General features: G+C 70.0%; 19 protein-coding genes and 1 pseudogene. 13 read left to right on the plus strand and 7 right to left on the minus strand.

Going from position 1 to position 18,665, the window contains the following annotated elements:
- Window positions 1-33 precede the first annotated feature (33 nt).
- The 4 genes from Q9G87_RS20560 to Q9G87_RS20575 form a co-directional block, all read right to left on the minus strand.
- On the minus strand, window positions 34-957 hold the full coding sequence (locus Q9G87_RS20560; RefSeq protein WP_452449535.1) for an acyl-ACP desaturase: 924 nt from the start codon (window positions 955-957) through the stop codon (window positions 34-36).
- A 69-nt stretch (window positions 958-1,026) separates the two neighbouring features.
- On the minus strand, window positions 1,027-1,398 hold the full coding sequence (locus Q9G87_RS20565) for a hypothetical protein (protein WP_305918022.1): 372 nt from the start codon (window positions 1,396-1,398) through the stop codon (window positions 1,027-1,029).
- A 276-nt stretch (window positions 1,399-1,674) separates the two neighbouring features.
- A complete protein-coding gene (locus Q9G87_RS20570) occupies window positions 1,675-2,298 on the minus strand; it encodes a hypothetical protein (RefSeq protein ID WP_305918023.1) in 624 nt (207 codons plus the stop codon).
- Between the two features lie 43 nt (window positions 2,299-2,341).
- Complete coding sequence (locus tag Q9G87_RS20575; RefSeq protein ID WP_371825799.1) at window positions 2,342-3,121, minus strand: HAD-IIA family hydrolase; 780 nt, start codon at window positions 3,119-3,121, stop codon at window positions 2,342-2,344.
- 61 nt (window positions 3,122-3,182) lie between these two features.
- On the opposite strand from Q9G87_RS20575, the gene Q9G87_RS20580 reads away from it, so the two are divergent.
- The 8 genes from Q9G87_RS20580 (at window position 3,183) to Q9G87_RS20615 (ending at window position 12,074) form a co-directional block, all read left to right on the plus strand.
- Window positions 3,183-4,373 (plus strand): M20 metallopeptidase family protein, encoded by a 1,191-nt coding sequence (locus Q9G87_RS20580; protein ID WP_305918024.1) that lies wholly within the window; start codon window positions 3,183-3,185, stop codon window positions 4,371-4,373.
- A complete protein-coding gene (locus tag Q9G87_RS20585; protein ID WP_305918025.1) occupies window positions 4,370-5,335 on the plus strand; it encodes a zinc-dependent alcohol dehydrogenase family protein in 966 nt (321 codons plus the stop codon). The genes Q9G87_RS20580 and Q9G87_RS20585 overlap by 4 nt, the downstream gene beginning before the upstream one ends.
- A gap of 145 nt (window positions 5,336-5,480) precedes the next feature.
- A complete protein-coding gene (locus Q9G87_RS20590) occupies window positions 5,481-7,298 on the plus strand; it encodes an ABC transporter substrate-binding protein (RefSeq protein WP_305918026.1) in 1,818 nt (605 codons plus the stop codon).
- A gap of 3 nt (window positions 7,299-7,301) precedes the next feature.
- Entirely contained in the window at window positions 7,302-8,312 is a 1,011-nt protein-coding gene (locus Q9G87_RS20595; RefSeq protein ID WP_305918027.1) for an ABC transporter permease, read from the plus strand.
- A complete protein-coding gene (locus tag Q9G87_RS20600) occupies window positions 8,309-9,208 on the plus strand; it encodes an ABC transporter permease (protein WP_305918028.1) in 900 nt (299 codons plus the stop codon). The genes Q9G87_RS20595 and Q9G87_RS20600 overlap by 4 nt, the downstream gene beginning before the upstream one ends.
- A 3-nt stretch (window positions 9,209-9,211) precedes the next feature.
- Window positions 9,212-10,198, plus strand: coding sequence for an ABC transporter ATP-binding protein (locus tag Q9G87_RS20605; RefSeq protein WP_305918029.1), 987 nt, complete (start codon window positions 9,212-9,214; stop codon window positions 10,196-10,198).
- Entirely contained in the window at window positions 10,195-11,205 is a 1,011-nt protein-coding gene (locus tag Q9G87_RS20610; RefSeq protein WP_305918030.1) for an ABC transporter ATP-binding protein, read from the plus strand. Before Q9G87_RS20605 ends, Q9G87_RS20610 begins: the two co-directional genes overlap by 4 nt.
- Window positions 11,205-12,074 (plus strand): GNAT family N-acetyltransferase, encoded by an 870-nt coding sequence (locus tag Q9G87_RS20615; RefSeq protein ID WP_305918031.1) that lies wholly within the window; start codon window positions 11,205-11,207, stop codon window positions 12,072-12,074. Before Q9G87_RS20610 ends, Q9G87_RS20615 begins: the two co-directional genes overlap by 1 nt.
- 2 nt (window positions 12,075-12,076) lie before the next feature.
- Here Q9G87_RS20615 and Q9G87_RS20620 read toward each other — a convergent pair whose 3' ends face one another.
- Entirely contained in the window at window positions 12,077-13,180 is a 1,104-nt protein-coding gene (locus Q9G87_RS20620; RefSeq protein WP_305918032.1) for an exo-beta-N-acetylmuramidase NamZ family protein, read from the minus strand.
- A gap of 58 nt (window positions 13,181-13,238) precedes the next feature.
- On the opposite strand from Q9G87_RS20620, the gene murQ reads away from it, so the two are divergent.
- The 3 genes from murQ to Q9G87_RS20635 all read left to right on the plus strand — a co-directional run bounded on the left by murQ (window position 13,239) and on the right by Q9G87_RS20635 (window position 15,724).
- Complete coding sequence (gene murQ / locus Q9G87_RS20625) at window positions 13,239-14,138, plus strand: N-acetylmuramic acid 6-phosphate etherase (protein ID WP_305918033.1); 900 nt, start codon at window positions 13,239-13,241, stop codon at window positions 14,136-14,138.
- A 130-nt stretch (window positions 14,139-14,268) separates the two neighbouring features.
- Window positions 14,269-15,333, plus strand: a complete 1,065-nt coding sequence (locus Q9G87_RS20630) for a serine hydrolase domain-containing protein (protein ID WP_305918034.1) — start codon at window positions 14,269-14,271, stop codon at window positions 15,331-15,333.
- A 10-nt stretch (window positions 15,334-15,343) separates the two neighbouring features.
- A complete protein-coding gene (locus Q9G87_RS20635; RefSeq protein WP_305918035.1) occupies window positions 15,344-15,724 on the plus strand; it encodes a VOC family protein in 381 nt (126 codons plus the stop codon).
- Here the strand turns inward: Q9G87_RS20635 and Q9G87_RS20640 are convergent.
- Window positions 15,721-16,605, minus strand: a complete 885-nt coding sequence (locus Q9G87_RS20640) for a TIGR03619 family F420-dependent LLM class oxidoreductase (RefSeq protein ID WP_305918036.1) — start codon at window positions 16,603-16,605, stop codon at window positions 15,721-15,723. The genes Q9G87_RS20635 and Q9G87_RS20640 overlap by 4 nt on opposite strands.
- A 31-nt stretch (window positions 16,606-16,636) precedes the next feature.
- Window positions 16,637-17,089: pseudogene (locus Q9G87_RS60710) on the minus strand (GntR family transcriptional regulator); the annotation flags it as partial.
- Window positions 17,090-17,159: 70 nt separating this feature from the next.
- Between Q9G87_RS60710 and Q9G87_RS20645 the strand changes: the two are divergent.
- Window positions 17,160-17,534: a hypothetical protein gene (locus tag Q9G87_RS20645; protein WP_305918037.1), complete on the plus strand. Its 375-nt coding sequence runs from the start codon at window positions 17,160-17,162 to the stop codon at window positions 17,532-17,534.
- Window positions 17,535-17,898: 364 nt separating this feature from the next.
- The gene (locus tag Q9G87_RS20650; protein WP_305918038.1) at window positions 17,899-18,624 is read left to right on the plus strand and encodes a helix-turn-helix transcriptional regulator; all 726 of its coding nucleotides are present in this window, start codon (window positions 17,899-17,901) and stop codon (window positions 18,622-18,624) included.
- Window positions 18,625-18,665 lie beyond the last annotated feature (41 nt).

Genomic DNA, 18,665 nt, shown 5'->3' on the forward strand with positions numbered 1-18,665 from the left:
TGGCGCGCCGCGGCGGCGTGGGAGCCTGCGTTCTTACCTCCTCGCGGCGGCGCGGGCCCTGCGCTCCTCACGGCGCTCGACGAACCTGGCCGCCGTCGCATCCGTCTTGTCCAGGAACGCGGCCAGCTCCTCGCGCGCCTTGTCGCCCTCGGGGCCCAGGTCGCTCTTGTCGAACACCGACCACTGCCGCAGCACCGGCATGAGCACGTCGTCGAGGTGCAGGCGCAGGTCGTAGATGCCCTCGTTCGCGATGATCATGGCCTTGCGGACGAAGCCGTCGATGTTCGAGCCCGGCATCTGGAAGGTGGTGACGACGTCGGTCACCGCGCGCATGGTCTGACTCGGGTCCAGCTCGAAGGCCGCCTTGAGCAGGTTGCGGTAGAAGAGCATGTGCAGGTTCTCGTCGGCGGCGATCCTGGCGAGCAGCCGCTCGCAACCCTCGTCGCCGGAGGCCCTGCCGGTGTTGCGGTGCGAGATGCGGGTGGCCAGCTCCTGGAAGGAGACGTACGCCAGCTGCTGCAGCATGGTGCCGTAGTCGGTGATGAAGCCGTTCTCCATGTGCTGCATGCGAGCCCGCTCCAGCGCCACGGGATCGACGGCGCGGGTGACGGTCAGATAGTCGCGGATGGCGGTGCCGTGCCGGTCCTCCTCCGCCGTCCAGCGGTGCACCCACGTGCCCCACGCGCCGTCACGGCCGAACGTGGTGGCGATCTCATGGTGGTAGCTGGGGAGGTTGTCCTCCGTCAGGAGGTTCACGATGAGAGAGATGCGGGCCGCCTCGGGGATCTTCGAGTCGCCCTCCTGCCACGCCTCGCCCCCGTAGATGCCGTCGAAGTCGCGGCCCTCGCTCCACGGGATGTACTCGTGCGGGAACCACTCCTTGGCCATCGTGTGATGACGGTCGAGTTCCCCGGCGACCACGGGCTCGAGCTCGTGCAGCAGCTCAGTCTGAGTCATCGCCATAAAGATCTTCTCCTTCAGGTTACGGTACCGTAGGTTAGGTTACCCGAAGGACATGTCGAGCGATTAACGGCATCCGTCCCGATTTAGCAGCCGATCGAGCTTGATGCCCAGATCGAGCATCTCCGAGCGGACGGAGCCGAACTCGTGGGCGAGCTCCGCCCGTACGGCCGCGAACCCCTCCGCCATGTCGAGCCGCAGATCCCCGTCCTCGTCGCCACTGTCCCCCGGCCGCGCGTTCACCGCCCGCCGCACGCCCTCGACCTCGGTCTGCACGGCGGCGACGTCCTCACCCAACTCGGCCCGGGCGGCGGCGAGCTCGGTGCGGAGCTCGGCGACCTCGGCCTGGAGATGCCTGGTCCGGTCGTCGACCTCACGCAGCAGGTCCCCATACCAGGCCGGCGCACCCGTCTGGAGAACCTCCCCCTTTACGTCCACAGACGCCCTACTTTCCTCTGCTTTCGTCACCGTGCGGTTGCAATCAGTAGCGATGGTAATCAGCGGCTGACCGCGCCGAGTGCGGTTTTACCCATCAATCGACCGGAGTCCCCGGCCCGCCCAGGGCCGGGGACTCCGCGCTTTCACGTCTTGCTGGAGCTCGGCTATGCGGGCCTTCACGTCTGCCACGGAAAGGGCCACCACCTTACGTCAACACATGGTTGCAGACAGTGCACGCACGCGCGCCGCGCGCCAACGGCCACGGGAGTGGTTTTCTTACACCCGGTCTTCGATCTCCCACACGTGGTCGATGACATGCCAGGCGATGCGCCTGATGGCATACCGCGGCGGCCATTTGGCCGTCTGGGGCGGAGCCCAGGACCGGGAGAGGACCTCGGCCAGCTCGGCACGCATGGCGTCACGGTCCGCGACCGAGGTGAAGGGCTTGTGGCGGACGTCGACCATGCGGGCGTAGCCGCGTTCGGCCTCCACCACGTGATCCACGATCTTGCTGCGGTCCCGCCCGCCCCCGCGCGGGCCCTTGCGGAGCTCTTCCGGGGAGGCGGCGGCGACCTCGTCGAACAGATCCCAGGCGGCACGCATCAGGGCGACCTGGCGCGCGGCCTCGTCGGCGGGCAGCGGCTCCTGGTCCAGGTCGGGCACCGCGTACGGCACGCCGAAGTCGGACGTGGGACTGCCGGGCACCCGGGCCACCACCACCGGGTCGCCGGGCGAGAAGGGCAGGCCGGCGCGCTCGGCCACGACGCGGTAGCGGGGCACGTAGTCCATGAGGCGGTCGATGGCCGCCTCCTCACCCTTGGCGATCCGGCACCAGCCGGGCCAGTCGAGCGAGCAGGCGAACACCTTCTTGGGGCCGATCTCCAGGTACAGGCGGGTCATGACACATCAGCGTCCCATCTATACCTGTCAGCAGGGGTCAGGTTCAGATGAGGTCGATGAGGTCGGCCACCGAGTCGACGACGAGCGAGGGCCGGTAAGGGTAGCGGTCGACCTCGTCGCGCCGGGTGACGCCGGTGAGGACGAGGATGGTGTAGAGCCCGGCCTCCATGCCGGAGATGATGTCGGTGTCCATGCGGTCGCCGATCATCGCGGTGGTCTCGCTGTGGGCCTCGATGTCATTGAGCGCGCTGCGCATCATGCGGGGGTTGGGCTTGCCGACGAAGTAGGGGGCGACGCCGGTGGCCTTGGTGATGAGCGCGGCCACGGCGCCGCAGGCCGGCAGGGAGCCCTCGGTGGAGGGGCCGATGGGGTCGGGGTTGGTGGCGATGAAGCGGGCGCCGCCTTCGATGAGGCGGATGGCGCGGGTGATCTGGGTGAAGCTGTAGGTGCGGGTCTCGCCGAGCACCACGTAGTCGGGCTCGAGGTCGGTGAGGATGTAGCCGACCTCGTGCAGGGCCGTGGTCAGCCCGGCCTCGCCGATCACGTAAGCCGACCCGCCCGGCCGCTGGTCGTCGAGGAACTGGGCGGTGGCCAGCGCGGAGGTCCAGATGGACGCGGCGGGCACGTCCAGTCCCGCGCCGGCCAGCCGCACCGACAGGTCGCGCTGGGTGTAGATCGAGTTGTTGGTGAGGACCCGGAACTTCTTGCCGGATTCGCTGAGCCGTTTGATGAATTCGTCCGCCCCGGGAACCGGCCGTCCCTCGTGGACGAGGACGCCGTCCATGTCGGACAACCAGGAGTCGATCCGCTTACGCTGAGTCACCCGGCCATCGTACCGAGCGCGCCCTGTCGACTTCCGTGCCGGTACGTGAACAATGTTCTTCATGTCGTTCACTGAATCCGCGCTGGACATGCGGGACGAGCTGGTCCGCCTCAGGCACTCCCTCCACACCACTCCCGAGCTGGGTCTGCACCTTCCACGAACCCAGGAGAAGGTGCTGGCGGCGCTGGACGGGCTGCCGCTGGAGATCAAGACGGGGACGGCGCTCAGCTCGGTGACCGCCGTGCTGCGCGGCGGCCGGCCGGGCCCGGCGGTGCTGCTGCGCGGGGACATGGACGCGTTGCCCGTGACGGAGAAGAACGACCTGCCGTACGTCTCCCAGCTGCCCGGCCAGATGCACGCGTGCGGGCACGACCTGCACACCGCGATGCTGGCGGGTGCGGCGCACCTGCTGAGCGCGCGGCGCGAGGAGCTGGCCGGCGATGTGATCTTCATGTTCCAGCCGGGTGAGGAGGGGCACGACGGCGCCAAGCACATGATCGCCGAGGGTGTGCTGGAGGCGGCGGGCGCGCGCCCGGTCGCGGCGTACGGCATGCACGTCGTGTCGGCGATGTTGCCCAACGGGCTGTTCGCCTCCCGCCCTGGGCCGATCATGGCGGCGGCGGACGTGTTCTGCGTGACGGTGAAGGGGCGCGGCGGGCACGGCTCCACTCCGCACCGGGCGCTGGACCCGATCCAGGCGGGGTGCGAGATGGTGAGCGCGCTGCAGACGATGGTGACCAGGACGTTCGACGTGTTCGACCCGGTGGTGGTGACGGTCGGCAGCTTCCACGGCGGGTCGGCGGACAACGTGATCCCGGACGAGGCCAGGTTCGAGGCCACGGTGCGCACGTTCAGCAAGGACAACCGGACGCTGGTCAAGCGCAGGCTGGTGGAGCTGGTGCAGGGCATCGCGGCAGCGCACGGGCTGGAGGTCGAGGCGTCGTTCGGGATGGGCTACCCGGTGACGGTGAACGACCAGAGCGAGGCCGAGTTCGTGGGGAGGACGGCCGACGAGTTGTTCGGCGCCGGCCGGTATTTCGTCTCGCCGCAGCCGGTGATGGGGTCGGAGGACTTCTCGTACGTGCTGGAGGAGGTGCCGGGGGCGTTCGTCTTCTTGGGCGCGTGCCCGCCGGACCGGGACCCGGCCACGGCGCCGTACAACCACTCGCCGGAGGCCGTCTTCGATGACGCGGTGCTGCCGGACGGCGCCGCGCTCTATGCCACTCTCGCCTCCACACGTCTCGCCCCGTGAAAGCGTGGGTGGTGCGCGAGCCGGGGCCGATGGCGTCCGGGCCGCTGGCGCTGATCGAGCGGGAGACGCCCGAGCCCGGCCCGGACCAGGTGCTGGTACGGGTGGAGGCGTGCGGCGTGTGCCGTACCGACCTGCACCTGGCCGAGGGCGATCTCCAGCCGCGGCGGCCGCTCACCACCCCCGGCCACCAGGCGGTCGGCCGGGTCGTGGGCACCGGGCAGCGGGTCGGCGTGGCCTGGCTCCGCTCCACCTGCGGGACGTGCCGGTATTGCGCCAGGGGGATGGAGAACCTCTGCCCGGACTCCACCTACACGGGATGGGACGCCGACGGCGGGTTCGCCGAATATCTGACGGCGCCCGCCGGCTACGTCTATCCCCTGCCGGACGACGTGCCCGCCGAGCGGCTGGCGCCGCTGCTGTGCGCGGGCATCATCGGCTACCGGGCGCTGGCGCGATGTGATCTGCCGCCGGGCGGGCGGCTCGGCATCTACGGGTTCGGGGCGTCGGCGCATCTGACCGCGCAGGCGGCCATCGCGCAGGGCGCCACGGTGCACGCGGTGAGCAGATCGGCCGCGTCCCGGCGACTGGCGCTGGAGCTGGGGGCGGCCTCGGCCGGTGACCGGCCGCCGGAGCCGCTGGACGCGGCGATCCTGTTCGCGCCGGTGGGCGATCTAGTGCCGCCCGCGCTGGAGGCGCTCGACCGCGGAGGAACCCTCGCCATCGCCGGGATCCATCTGACCGACGTCCCGGTCCTGAACTACGACCGGCACCTGTTCCAGGAGCGCACCCTGCGCAGTGTCACCGCCAACACCAGGGCGGACGGGCGGGCTTATCTGGAGCTCGCTCTGGCGCATCCGCCGCGCGTGAAAATCGCGCCCTACCCCTTCGGCGCCGCCGCTCAGGCGCTCACTGATCTGGCAAATGACCAGGTCAACGGGGCCGCCGTACTGATCATGACGTGAAGTTTTACTTGACGGCGCTTAGTTCCACTCCGCACACTCATGAAGGAAAGTTACATTAGCCTCACAACCTGTGGAGATTATTGACGCTGATGTGGCGCGATCGTAGTGTCCGGTCAATCCCTAGAGACATCCCCCGGAGCGGCAAATGAAGCGACTTGCAGCGGTAGTGGCGGTGCTGGGCCTGGCCGCCGCGACAGCGGCGTGCAGCGGCGGCCCCACCAAGTCCGGCGGCTCGGGCGGCGGTGGCGGCCTGTTCACCACGGTCGACGTGCTCAAGCCCGGACTCGACGCCAGCGGCCCCGCGAACCCCTGGGCCCCTAAGGGCAACTCTTTCCTGGGCTACAACGCGATGAAGCTCGGCTGGGTCAGGAACCATCTTACCGACCCCAACCAGTTCTACCCGGGCATCGCGGCGAAGTGGGACATCGCTCCCGACAACTCCTCGATCACCCTCCACCTGCAGCCGAACGGCAAGTGGTCCGACGGCAAGCCGGTGACCGCCGAGGACGTCAAGCTGTCCCTGGGCATCGCCTACACGACCGGCAGCACCGCGTTCGCGGTCACGCCGGGCGCCGCCGGCGCGGCGGCCGACATCCAGGTCGTCGACGACAAGACCGTCAAGATCACCCAGGACATGAGCAACCCCAGCGCGAAGTTCGCCCGGGGTGTCATGGACAGCTTCGTCGTCCCCGCGCATGTGTGGAGCAGCGTGCTGCCCGCCGACTTCTGGGACAAGCTCAAGGCCTCCAAGGGCACCGGCGCCGAGGCCGACAAGGCGCGCGAGGAGATCCTGGCCATCGGCCAGAAGGTCCTCGCCTTCGCCCCGCCGAAGGACGTCTCCGGCGGCCCGTTCGTGCTGGAGCGCGTCAACCCCGGCGAGGCGCTGCTGCTGAAGAACAAGAACTTCTACAACGCCGCGAACATCGTTCCCGACCAGGTGAAGTTCCTCAACTACAGCGGCAACGAGCAGATCTGGAACTACCTGAGCGCCGGTAAGCTTGACCAGGCCGGCTTCACCGCCATGCCCACCGATGTGATGAACCGGATCAAGCAGGCGCCGGGCTCCAACGTCATCAGGGGCTTCTCGCCGGTGGCCGTCGGCATGGCGTTCAACCAGTCGAAGAAGCCGTACGACAACGTGCACGTGCGCCGCGGCCTGGCCTACCTGATCGACCGCGACCAGGTGACCAAGGTGGCCTCGCCCGAGGGCGGCACCCCGGCTGTGACGACCTCCGGCATCCACCAGAAGCCGGCCCAGGAGTGGATCGGCTCGGAGCTGGCCGCCCTGGAGCCGTACAAGCACGACGTCGCCAAGGCGGAGGCCGAGTTCAAGGAGGCCGGCCTGCAGAAGAAGGACGGCAAGTGGACGCTGGCCGACGGCAAGCCGTGGAAGGTCACCATGACCGCGCCCGCCCCGTTCTCCGACTGGATCTCCGCTCAGGAGAACATCAAGAGCCAGCTGGTCGCGAACGGCGTGGACGCCGAGGTCGTGACCGTCGCGGACTACCCCGTCTACCTGGAGGAGATCGCGGCCGGCAAGTATGACGTCGGCTTCTGGCTGATGGCGCTCGGCCCCGCGCCGTACGACATCTTCCAGCGCCTCTACGGCGCCTCCAACGGCTGGACCAACGTCGCCGGCAAGGTCGCGCACAGCGCGCCGGGCAAGGCCGGCAACTGGATGGGCAGCGCCGAGGAGATCGACGTCGAAGGCGTCGGCAAGGTCAACCCAGGTGAGCTGACCGCCAAGCTGAACGCGGTCTCCGCCGAGGAGGCCAAGCCGATCATGGCCCAACTGGCCAAGACCGCCAACCAGGATCTCCCCGCGATCCAGCTGTGGGACTACGTCAACACCCAGTTCACCAACACCACCCGGTTCGGTGGCTGGCCCGAGCAAGACGCCGATGTGCTGCGCCTCCCCGCGGGGGTGTGGATGCAGCTCGGCATGGTCAAGAAGAAGCAGTAATACATGATTGCTATCGCACGCAGGCTCGCGGGCCATCTGGCCCGCGGGGTCGTCATGATCCTGGTCGTCGCCACGATCAGTTTCTTCATCGTCAGGAGCATTCCCGGTGACCCCGTCGCCGCGCACACGCAGAAACTGATCGAGCAGGGCATGTCGCCCGAGGCGGCCGAGCAGGCCACGCGTGTGCTGTACGGGTTCCAGCCGAAGGGCTCCCTCTGGGAGCAGTATGGGGACTACGTCTCCGGGCTGTTCACCTTCGACCTCGGCCAGTCCGTCACCCACGCCGGCGCGCCGGTCACGGACGTGCTGGCCGAGGCGGCCAAGTGGACCGTTCTACCGGTGCTGGCCGGGACGCTGCTGAGCTTCCTCGTCGGCATCATCATGGGCGTCTACGCGGCCATCAAGCGCAGCGGCAAGCTCGGCGACGCGCTGGCGATCTCCGGGTCGCTGCTGCACGGCGTGCCCCAGTACGTGCTGGGGCTGCTGCTCACCACGATCTTCGCCACGCTCATCCCGATCCTGCCGAGTGACGGGCCCGTGGACATCCTGTATGAGCCCGGGTTCAACGCCGGCTACATCGGCTCGCTGGTCCAGCATGCGGTGCTGCCGGTGGCGACGTACGCGCTGTCGGCGTACGGCGGCTGGATCCTGGCCATGAAGTCCAGTGTCGTCACGGTGCTCGGCGACGACTTCATCCTGGCCGCCGAGCTGCGCGGGATGAAGCGCTCGATCATCTTCAGGTACATCGCGCGCAACGCGATCCTGCCGCTGTTCACGATCCTGGCGCTGTCGCTGGGTCTGCTGCTGGGCGGCGCGGTGTTCATCGAGCGCATCTTCAACTACCCAGGGCTCGGGAAGCTGCTGCTCGACAGCATCACGATGCGCGACTACGCGCTGATGGGCGGGGCGTTCCTGCTGATCACAGTCGCGATCATCGTGGCGAACATCCTCGCCGACCTGTTCTACAGCGTGATCGACCCGCGGGTCCGCAGCGGGGAGGAGGTGTCCGCATGAGTGTTCTCCTGGAGAGCTCATCCACCAGCGCCGCGATGCGCCGCAACTTCTGGCGGGGCGTCTGGCGGGTCATGAAGCGCAAGCCCAGCCGCCTGGTGGGCGCGGCGCTCATGATCGGGTTCGCGTTCATGGGCCTGTTCGGGCCGATGTTCTACCCGAACCCGCTGCCCGGCGACGCTGACCAGATCACCAGGCCGCCGAGCTGGGAGCACTGGCTCGGCACCGACGACCAGGGCAGGGACGTCATCGCGCTGGTCGTGACCGGGTCACGCTACGTGCTGCTCGCGGCGCTCGTCACCGCCGTCATCACGGTGGTCGTGGGCGCCGGGCTCGGGCTGTTCGCCGGCTTCAAGCGGGGCCGCTGGGACACGATCCTCATGCGGCTGACCGACATGAAGCTGACCATTCCCGGCCTGCCGCTGCTGCTGGTGCTCTCCACCGTGTGGAAGTTCAGCAGCGCCGTGCAGATGGGCCTGGTGCTGGGGCTGCTCAGCTGGGGCGGCGTGGCGCGGGCGGTGCGGTCGCAGACGCTCTCGCTGCGCGAGCGCGGGTTCATCGAGGCGGCGCGCGGGCTCGGACTGTCCACCTCCCACATCGTGGGCAAGGAGCTGCTGCCGAGCATGGCGCCGTACATCGCGATGAACATGCTGATCGCGATCACCGGCGGCGTGTACGCGCAGGTCGGCCTGTTCTTCCTGGGCGTCCTGCCGTACGAGTCGAACAACTGGGGCCAGATGCTCAACACGGCCGTGTTCCGCTCCGGAGCGCTGACCGTGCCGAGCGCGCTCGGCTTCCTGCTCGGGCCACTGCTGGCGATCCTGCTGCTGACCCTGGCCATCGTGCTCGTGGTCGACGCCATGGACGAGATCTTCAACCCCCGGCTGCGTGAGGAGTAATACGTGCCGAACCAAGCGCCGGGAGTGCGCATCGACGGCCTCACGGTCGTCTACAAGACCCCCGCGGGCGAGCTGCCCGCCGTCCGGGACATCAGCCTGACGCTGGAGCCCGGCACCATCACCGGCATCGTCGGCGAGTCCGGATCCGGCAAGTCCACGCTGGCGTTGTCGCTGCTCAACGCGGTGCAGCCGCCGGGCAGGATCGCCGCGGGCAGCGTCGACATCGACGGGCTCGGCGACGTGGTCGCGCTGCGCGGCGAGGACCTGCGCAAGGCCCGCGGCAAGCACGTCGGGTACGTCTTCCAGGCGGCACAGAACTCCCTCAACCCGCTCAAGACGGTCGGCAAGCAGTTGCTCGACCTGGGCCGCTCGCACGGGGTGGACGACCTGCGCGGCCTGGTGCGCGAGGCCAAGGAACTGCTCGGCCGCATGGGACTGGACGGGGCCAGAGTGCTGGACTCGCACCAGCACGAGCTGTCCGGCGGCATGCGGCAGCGGGTCGGCATCATGCTGGCCTTGGTGCTCAACGCCCACCTGGTGGTGCTGGACGAGCCGACGACCGCGCTCGACATGATCACGCAGGCCAATATCCTGAAGATCGTGCGCGAGGTGCACGCCGAGCGCGGCCTCACGACCCTGGTGATCACGCACGACATCGGCGTGGTGGCCGAGGTCGCCGACCGGCTGGCCGTCATGTACGGCGGCCGCCTGGTCGAGCAGGGCCCCACCAGGCAGGTGCTGGGCGCGCCGCGGCACCCGTACACCAGGGGTCTGATCAAGGCCATTCCGCGGCTCGTCGGCGACATCGCCGAGGCGCAGGCGCTGCCGGGACGGCCGCCGACGCTGGTGACCGTGCCGAAGGAGGGCTGCGTGTTCAGGGAGCGCTGCCCGCTGCGCATGGACGTCTGCGACACCGTGGATCCCGAGGCGCTGTCCGAGGGGCCGCGCGTCGTGGCCTGCCATGCCGTGAACGTGAAGGAGCATGCGTGATCACCGGAACCGGCATCGTCAAGACGTTCAAGCAGCGGGGCAAGGTGCTCGGCGCCCGTGAGGTCCAGGCGCTGCGCGGCGTGGACTTCGCGATCCCGAAGGGCGGCGCGGCGTCGTTCATCGGCGAGTCCGGCTGTGGCAAGACCACGCTCGGGCGGATCATCGCGGGGCTGGAGACGTACGACGCGGGCGAGATGCTCATCGACGACGTCGCCATGTCGCCGTTGAAGCCCAAGCACCGGCAGCCGCACTTCCGCAAGATCCAGCTGATCCACCAGGACCCGTACTCGGCGCTGAACCCGACGAGGACGATCCACCAGACCCTGTACGCGCCGCTGAGCCTGCGGGCCAGGCAGACGGGGCGGTCCTCGGCGTGGATCGAGGAGCGGGCGGCCGAGGTGCTGTCGCTGGTGGGACTGGACCCCGGCACGGTGTTGTCGCGCTACCCGCACCAGCTGTCCGGCGGCATGCGGCAGCGTGTTGTCATCGCGCGGGCGCTGACCGTGGACCCGGAGATGCTGGTCGCGGACGAGGCCGTCTCGATGATCGACGTCTCGCTGCGGCTGGGCATCCTGGCACTGCTGAAGGACCTGCGCGAGCGGCTCGGCGTGAGCGTGCTGTTCATCACCCACGACGTGGCCACCGCCCGCTACATCGGCGACGACGGCGAGCTGTACGTCATCTACCGTGGGCAGGTGGTGGAGCGCGGCGCGGTGGACACGGTCATCGCCGACCCCGTGCACCCGTACACGCAGGCGCTGCTGTCGGCCATCCCGGTGCTGCACGGCCTGGAGCAGCCGGGCGAGCAGCCGGTGATGCCGCTGGAGACGCTGGACGACAGCCAGGCCGACACGGGCTGCCTCTTCGCCCGCCGCTGCCCGTTCCGCGGCGAGCGGTGCACGAGCGAGCGGCCGCTGCTGCAGCTGACAGAAGGGGTGCCGCAGGAGCACGCGTGCTTCTACCCCGAGCGCCGCAGCGTGATCGCCCGCCCGATGAGCGAGGTGTGATGACGGCTGCAGAGCTCGCCGAGGCGGCGACGATCGCGGAGGCCGCGCTGACGCTGGACGCCGGGGAAGGCGCGGCCCTCGTGGAGCGGCTGTCGCGGCCGCCGGCCGACCGCCGGTGGACGGCGCTGACCGTGGACGGCGGCGTGGTGATGGCGTCCATGTCCGACGTGCCCGAGTCCGGCACCATGTCGACCAAGGAACCCACCGTCGGCCACCTGGACCTGCTGGCCGTGCACCCGTCGGCCCAAGGGCAGGGGCGCGGCCGGGCGCTGGTGCTGGCGGCCGAGGAATGGCTGCGCGACCAGGGCGCGCGGCAGGCCCGCTGGGCCGGCAACCCGCCGTGCTACGCCTGGCCCGGCATCGACGTACGCTACACCGCCGCCGCCTGCCTGGCCGAGAGCCTCGGCTACGAGCGCTACCACGTGGCCTGGAACATGACGGCCGACCTGACCGGCGACCTGTCCGTCGAGGAGGACCTCCTGCGCCTGGACCAGGCCGGAGTGGCCGTGCGCGCGGCCGGCGCGGACCGCGAGCGCGTCGCCGCGTTCGTCGCCGAGCACTGGAACGAGCGGTGGGCGTGGGAGGCCGCCAACGCGAGCGGGCTGCACTACGCCGAGCGTGACGGCACGATCCTCGCCTTCGCCGCCTGGGGCGCCCGGCCGGCCTGGTTCGGGCCCATGGGGACCTCGCCGGCCGCCCGCGGGCTCGGGCTCGGCCGGGTGCTGCTGCGCAGGTGCCTGGCCGAGCAGCGGGCCGCGGGCCAGGCCAGCGCGCAGATCGGATGGGTGGGGCCGCTGCGGTTCTACTCGCGGGCCGTGGGCGCGCGGGCCGAGCGCGTGTTCTGGCTCTACCGGCGCGACCTGGTGTGATGTCACGCGTAGAGCAGCCGTCCCGCCGGGCGACCCGGTGGCGGGCACAGATCGCGGGGGTCCGCACCGGACTCCAGGCGGCCGGCGAGCGTGCCGGAGCCCCACAGGTGGTCGAGGAACTCCAGCAGGCGGAAGTCGTCCGGGTAGAGCGTGCGGGCCACATGCAGCATCGACAGGCCGGTCAGCACCGGCCGGAACGTCTCCCGGTCGTGCACGTGCAGCTGCACCCCGCGTACGGGGACCCCGGCGTGCTTGTGGAACGTCGGCGTGAACCAGACGTCCCTGAACCGCACGCCGGGCAGGCCGAGCGCATTGAGCTCGCTGGCGAGGCGCGCGTCCGCGTAGGGGGCTCCGACCAGCTCGAACGGCCTGGTCGTGCCGCGCCCCTCGGAGAAGTTCGTCCCTTCGAACAAGCCAGTCCCGGGGTAGACGAGCGCGGTGTCCGGGGTGGGCATGTTCACCGACGGCATCACCCAGGGCAGCCCGGTCTCGGCGTACGTCATGTCGCGCCGCCAGCCCGCCATCTCCACCACGGTCAGGTCCAGGTCGAACCCGAACAGCAGCGCCAGCTCCCCGGCCGTCCTGCCGTGCCTGATCGGCAGCGGGAACCTGCCCACGGAGCTGGCGAACGCCGGATCCAGCAGCGGCCCCTCGGTCACGGTCCCGCCGAGCGGGTTGGGCCGGTCCAGCACCACGAACCGCAGCCCCAGCCGGGCGGCCGACGCCATCAGGTCGTACATCGTCCAGACGTAGGTGTAGAACCGGGCGCCCACGTCGGCGATGTCGAACACCAGCGTGTCCACGCCGGTGCCGGCCACCACCCGGTCCAGTGCCTCACCCGGCAGCTTGTGGGTGTCGTACACCGGCAGGCCGGTCCGGTCGTCCACGGTATCGGCCTCGCTCCCGTCCGCCTGGGCGGTGCCGCGCAGGCCGTGCTCGGGGCCGAACAGGGCGGTCAGCCGTACCCCCGCGGCCAGAAACGCGTCCGGCGTGGGGGTCAGGTCGGGCAGGACTCCGGTGGGATTCGTGACCAGGCCGAGGCGGGAGCCCCCCGCGAGCGCGGGATCCGCCGACAGCCGTTCAGCTCCGGTACGCACATGTGCCATCAGGCCATTGTGCTGAAATATATTTACAAGAAGGAAGATTAGGGTGGAAATTAGCGTCATGATTGATCCGCTACGCGAGCTGTCCACCGAGCAGAGCGATCCTCGCTACAGCCAGATCGACCGGCTGCCGACGGAGCAGATCGCCCAACTGATGAACCAGGCCGACGCGGCCGTGCCCGCGGCCGTCGCGGTGGCCATCCCGGCCATCTCGGACGCCATCGACGCGATCTCCGCCAGGATGGCCGAGGGCGGCCGGCTGCTGTACGTCGGCGCGGGCACGTCGGGGCGGCTCGCCGTGCTCGACGCCAGCGAGTGCCCGCCCACGTTCGGCACCGACCCCTCGCTGGTGCAGGGCATCATCGCGGGCGGACCCGACGCGCTCACCCGGTCCGTCGAGGGTGCGGAGGACGACGCCGAGGCAGGCGCCGCCGCCTTGCAGGACCTGGAAGCCGGCCCGCTGGACTCGGTCGTGGGCGTGTCCGCCAGCGGGCGGGCCCCTTTCGTGCTGGGCGCGCTGGCGGAGGCAGCCCGCCGCGGCGCGCTCACCGTGGGCCTGTCCTGCAACCTGGGCGCGCCGCTGTCGGCCGCCGCCGAGCACGCGATCGAGGTGGTCGTGGGGCCTGAGGTGGTGACCGGCTCGACGCGGCTGAAGGCGGGCACGGCCCAGAAGCTCGTGCTGAACATGATCTCCACGATCTGCATGGTCAAGCTCGGCCGCACCTACGGCAACCAGATGGTCGAGATGTCGGCGATGAACAACAAGCTCGCCGGCCGGGCGCTGCGCATGGTCACCGACATCACCGGCGCGGACGAGGAGACGGCGGGCGCGGCACTGGACGCGGCGGGCGGTCAGACGAAGATCGCGGTGCTGATGATCCAGCACGGGCTCGACGCGGAGGCGGCCCGCGCGCTGCTGGCTTCGCACGGAGAGCGCCTCAGCGACGCGCTGAGCGGCTGAACCGCCTCTCCTGGGGGAGAGACGGGTTCGGGGCGACGGATACGGGGCTCGGGGCTTAGGGGGACGGGGATGTCCGATCTAGGGGCTCGGGGGGACGGGGATGTCCGATCTAGGGCTTAGGGGGACGGGGATGTCCGATCGGGCGGGTCGTATGACGGGGCTGCGGGCGATCCTGGAGGGCGCGGTGCCGCGGGTCTGCTCGGCGGCGGTCGCGCTGATCGCCGTGGACGGCGCCGTGGCCGCCGCGGCGGCGACCGGCGAGCTCGTACGCTACGCCGACGCCGAGGGAACCCTCGCCGCCGACCGGCCGCCCGCGCGCCGCGACTCGATCTTCGACCTGGCCTCGATCAGCAAGCTCTTCACCACGGTCGTGCTGCTCTCCCTGACCGAGGAGGGCCGCATCGCCCTGGACGAGCCGGCCGCCGCCTGGATCCCCGGCCTGGACCGGCGCATCACGCTCCGCCGGCTGCTCACCCACACGGCGGGCCTGACCCCGACCCGCCGCATCGACCTGGAGCTGCCCACCGCGGACCCGGCCGAACGCCTGGCCGCGATGCTCGAGACACCGATCACCCACCCGGTCGGCGGGCCCTACCTCTACAGCGACGTCGGCATGATCATGGCCGGCCGGCTGGCCGAGCTGACCGGCGGCGCGCCCCTCGACGTGCTCGTGCGCTCCCGCGTCACCGATGTGCTCGGCCTTGCCGACACGGGCTACCGGCCGGGCGCGCTGCCGCGCGTCGCCGCCACCGAGTGGAAGCCCGAGCGCCCGGGACCCGGCTGTGTGCGCGGCGAGGTGCACGACGAGACGGCGTACGCGCTGGGCGGCGTGGCCGGCCACGCCGGGCTGTTCGCCACGGCCGACGACCTGCTGGCCTTCGGCGAGGCGCTGCGGCTCGGCGGCGGGCCCGTGCTGCGGCCGGAGAGCGTGGCCGAGATGGTGCGCGATCAGGGCGCCGAGGGCGCCGCCTTCCGCCACGGGCTGGGCGTGCGGATCGGCGACCCGGCTCTCGCAGGCACGCCGGGCGACGGCGCGTACGGCCATTCCGGCTTCACCGGCACCTCGCTCCTCATCGACCCCGCCCGCCAGCTCACCGTGGTGCTGCTGACCAACGCCGTCCACCCGGTGCGGGGCCGCGACGGCATCCGCGAGCTGCGCCACGCCGTCGCGGGCGAGGCGCAGCGCTTGGCATAACCTTCGAAGTATGGCTGTCCATCTCAATCACACCATCGTGCCGGCGAAGGACAGGGACGAGACCGCCGCCTTCCTCGTCGACGTGCTCGGCCTCGAGCCGGCACCGGTTTACGGCCCGTTCCGCGTGGTCACGCTGGGCAACGACGTCTCGCTCGACGTGGTCCAGGTCGACGGGCCGGTGCCCCAGCAGCACTACGCGTTCCTCGTCAGCGAGGAGGAATTCGACCAGATCCAGGGCCGGATCAAGGAGCGCGGCCTCACGTTCTGGGCGGACCCGTTCCACCAGGAGCCGGAGCGGATCAACACCAACGACGGAGGCCGCGGGCTCTACTGGTCCGACCCCAACGGCCACAACCTGGAGATCATCACGGTCCCGTACGGCGGCGGCTAGGGCGCCAGCGCCTCCAGCGCCTCCTCGGCCCGGCGCATGGCCTCCTTCGGGTCGGCGGTGACGATCTCGTGGTCGAAGTTGAGGTCGTGGAAGACGTCCGTCACGCCGGCGGCGGCCAGCTCGTCCAGGTCCCGCCTGATCTTGTCGTACGGGCCCGTCAGCGGGCGTCCAGCCTCGTCCCTGACCTGGGTGACGCCGCGGCACACGAACCTGAACGCGGCCGCGTCCCGCCCGGACTCCGCCAGCGCCGACGTGATCAGCTCCACCCGCCCGGCGATGGCCGACAGGTCCTCCCTGCTGGAGCTCACCCACCCGTCGGCCAGCCGCGCGGCGCGCCGCAGCGCGACCTCGGCGGTGCCGCCGAGCAGGATCGGCGGCGGCCCCGGCACGGGCTTGGGGTCGATGTGGGCCGGCGGCACCCGGTAGAACTCGCCCTCATGCTCGACCACGTCATCCGTCCACGCCTTGCGCAGCACCTCGACGAACTCCTCGCCCCTGCGCCCCCGCCGCTCGATGCCCACACCCGACGCCTCGAACTCCTCCGGCAACCAGCCGAGGCCGATCCCCGCCGTGAGCCGGCCCCCGGACAGCGTCTGCAGCGTGGCCAGCTGCTTGGCCAGCAGCACCGGCGGCACGTACGCGTTGATTACCGCCACGGCCAGCCCGATGCGGCCGGTCACGCCCGACAGGTGCGCCAGCGTGGCGATCGGGTCGTGCACGCTGCGGTAGGTCGGGCCCATCGGATGCCCGACCGGGTACAGCAGCCGCTGGAACGTCCACAGATCGTGATAGCCGAGCTCCTCGGCCCGCACGGCGATGCGGCGCATGTTCTCGGGTGTGGCCCAGGGCCCTGACTGCGGTACGGCGAAACCGATTCTCATGCGCCCTAGTCTGGCCGACGCGAGTCAGGGCAGCCCGCACCACCTTGCAGTGCACGCCGAACTCGGCGGCCAGCGCCTTCTCCCCCGGCAGCTTCTCCCCCGGAAGGTAGCGACGTGACTCGATCCGGGACGCGATCTCCTCGGCGATCGTCTCCCCCTTCGTCGGTTCCCGCCGCACCGGCGTGCCCTCCGGGCCGACGAACCGGCCAAACCGGCCACGCGAGTGGATCAGCCCCTCCTGGCGCAACTCCCGCCTGAAGATGCCCAACTCCTGGTCGGCCCCCCTGTACACCGACATGATCTTCGGCATGAACACCCCCGTCACCGCCCAGGCCTTCATCAAACTGCCTTCGGGCGAAGAGAAGAAGGTAAGCACAGACACCACGGCGGGTGACGAAGACCACGCCGCGGAGCCGTCATGTGGGTCGGTCAGCAGGTCGATCAACTTGGCTCGGTATGCCCTCACTGCTGCTCCTCCGTCCATTTGGTGATCTCCTCGCGGATCTACGAGACTTCGCTCGCGTTCTGCCGAAGGTCACCTCTACGCTGTGCGCGTGACCACTGAACCCCCGCGCGACGCCGCGACGCCGAGCCGCCCCCGAGTGGGCAGCTTGCCAAAGAGGATCGCCTGGGGCGCTCTCGCGCTGTTCCTGGCCGGGTTCGCCGTTTTCGAGAGCCAGAAGTACGGCCTGCCGACTACGGCCGCCGCGCTGGTGTTCTTCGTGCTACCCGATCTGACGCGGCTCGCCGGGGTTCGCCCGCCCGGCGCGCTCTACCAAGCCGTGAACCGCGTGTGGATCCCGCTCGTGGTGCTGGTCTGCTACACCTTCGGGCCGATCGTGTGGCCGCCACTCTTCACGGCCGGCCTGGGCTGGCTCACCCGCATCGCCCTCGCTCGGATGCTCGGACGCCGGCTCGCCTCCACCTGACCGGGAGGCGCACTATAAACCAGGGCTGCTACCGGACAATCCGTAACCCCGCAGCGCACATACCCAAGGCTGCTGACAAAGGGATGTGGTTTCGGTCCGGGTCAGAAGACCGCCGAGTGAGTCAACGCCTCGGCCGACCGACCGCCATCTCGTCACCGTCTGCGAGCTGAGGACCGATCTCCAGCGCGGTCTCGGGCGGATGGGTCACGGCGAGCCGTCCGACGTCGCATACGCCACCACATGCCTGCTGATGTGGAACCGACTCCCACACCCGAGAAGGGGGCTTCACCTATCAGCCGTCAGATGGCGAGCACGGCACTATATTGCATTGCCCCATTCACCATTGCGGACCCGAGGGAGACGTGTGAACGACAGCGTGTCGTTGGCCCAGCTTGTCCATCGTCTGGAAGAGGTGGTGGGCGAACTGCGAGGAATCCCCGTCGACGTCGAGCGGGTGGATGACGACGCGCTCGCCCGGCAGCAGATCGCGCAGGCCGTCCCCGCGGCCGGCGAGCTACGCGCCATGCACCCCTTGGGCTCGATGGAGCAGGGCTCCCAGGAGCAAAAGAGCAGGCGCAGGGTGCTCGATGCCCTGCAACGTGGCATGACGATGCGCACGATCGTCCACGCGAGCGTGCTGGACGAGCCTCGCAAGGCGGCCCGCATCAGGCAGTTGCATGCCTCCGGTGACCTGCACCGGGTCGTCGACGAGCCGATTCAGCAGGTGCTCATCTTCGATCGCGCGGTGGCGTTCCTGCGGATGGCCCCCTTCGTCTACGCGCCGGGCACTCTGGTGATCAGGCAGCAGAGTCTGCTCACTGCCCTCATCGACCTGTTCGAGCGAACCTGGGCCAAGGCCAGGGAGGTCGACGAGCCGACCCACAGGCTGAGTATCCGCGAGCGCGAGGTGCTCGCCCTGATCGCGGATGGGCGCTCCAACAGCGCCGTCGCGCGCGCCCTGTCGATCACGGAGGCAGCCGTTGGCAAGCACGTGGCCAGCGTGTTCGCCAAGCTCAAGCTGCCCGAGACGCCCGACGACAACCGGCGGGTGCTGGCGGTGCTGGCCTACCTGCGCGGCACAGTGAGGTAGTGCCAACCCGACCACGTTCTCGCCCCAGCCCCCATGCGGAC

The organism is Nonomuraea turcica (genome assembly GCF_030718205.1).
Taxonomy (GTDB): Bacteria; Actinomycetota; Actinomycetes; order Streptosporangiales; family Streptosporangiaceae; genus Nonomuraea.

Excerpts from the sequence above, each read along its gene's own strand:
- Q9G87_RS20560 (WP_452449535.1), bottom strand. The coding sequence starts at position 957 with ATGACTCAGACTGAGCTGCTGCACGAGCTCGAGCCCGTGGTCGCCGGG.
- Q9G87_RS20570 (WP_305918023.1), bottom strand. The coding sequence starts at position 2,298 with ATGACCCGCCTGTACCTGGAGATCGGCCCCAAGAAGGTGTTCGCCTGC.
- Q9G87_RS20580 (WP_305918024.1), top strand. The coding sequence starts at position 3,183 with ATGTCGTTCACTGAATCCGCGCTGGACATGCGGGACGAGCTGGTCCGC.
- Q9G87_RS20590 (WP_305918026.1), top strand. The coding sequence starts at position 5,481 with ATGAAGCGACTTGCAGCGGTAGTGGCGGTGCTGGGCCTGGCCGCCGCG.
- Q9G87_RS20595 (WP_305918027.1), top strand. The coding sequence starts at position 7,302 with ATGATTGCTATCGCACGCAGGCTCGCGGGCCATCTGGCCCGCGGGGTC.
- Q9G87_RS20600 (WP_305918028.1), top strand. The coding sequence starts at position 8,309 with ATGAGTGTTCTCCTGGAGAGCTCATCCACCAGCGCCGCGATGCGCCGC.
- Q9G87_RS20615 (WP_305918031.1), top strand. The coding sequence starts at position 11,205 with ATGACGGCTGCAGAGCTCGCCGAGGCGGCGACGATCGCGGAGGCCGCG.
- Q9G87_RS20620 (WP_305918032.1), bottom strand. The coding sequence starts at position 13,180 with ATGGCACATGTGCGTACCGGAGCTGAACGGCTGTCGGCGGATCCCGCG.
- murQ (WP_305918033.1), top strand. The coding sequence starts at position 13,239 with ATGATTGATCCGCTACGCGAGCTGTCCACCGAGCAGAGCGATCCTCGC.
- Q9G87_RS20630 (WP_305918034.1), top strand. The coding sequence starts at position 14,269 with ATGTCCGATCGGGCGGGTCGTATGACGGGGCTGCGGGCGATCCTGGAG.
- Q9G87_RS20635 (WP_305918035.1), top strand. The coding sequence starts at position 15,344 with ATGGCTGTCCATCTCAATCACACCATCGTGCCGGCGAAGGACAGGGAC.
- Q9G87_RS20640 (WP_305918036.1), bottom strand. The coding sequence starts at position 16,605 with ATGAGAATCGGTTTCGCCGTACCGCAGTCAGGGCCCTGGGCCACACCC.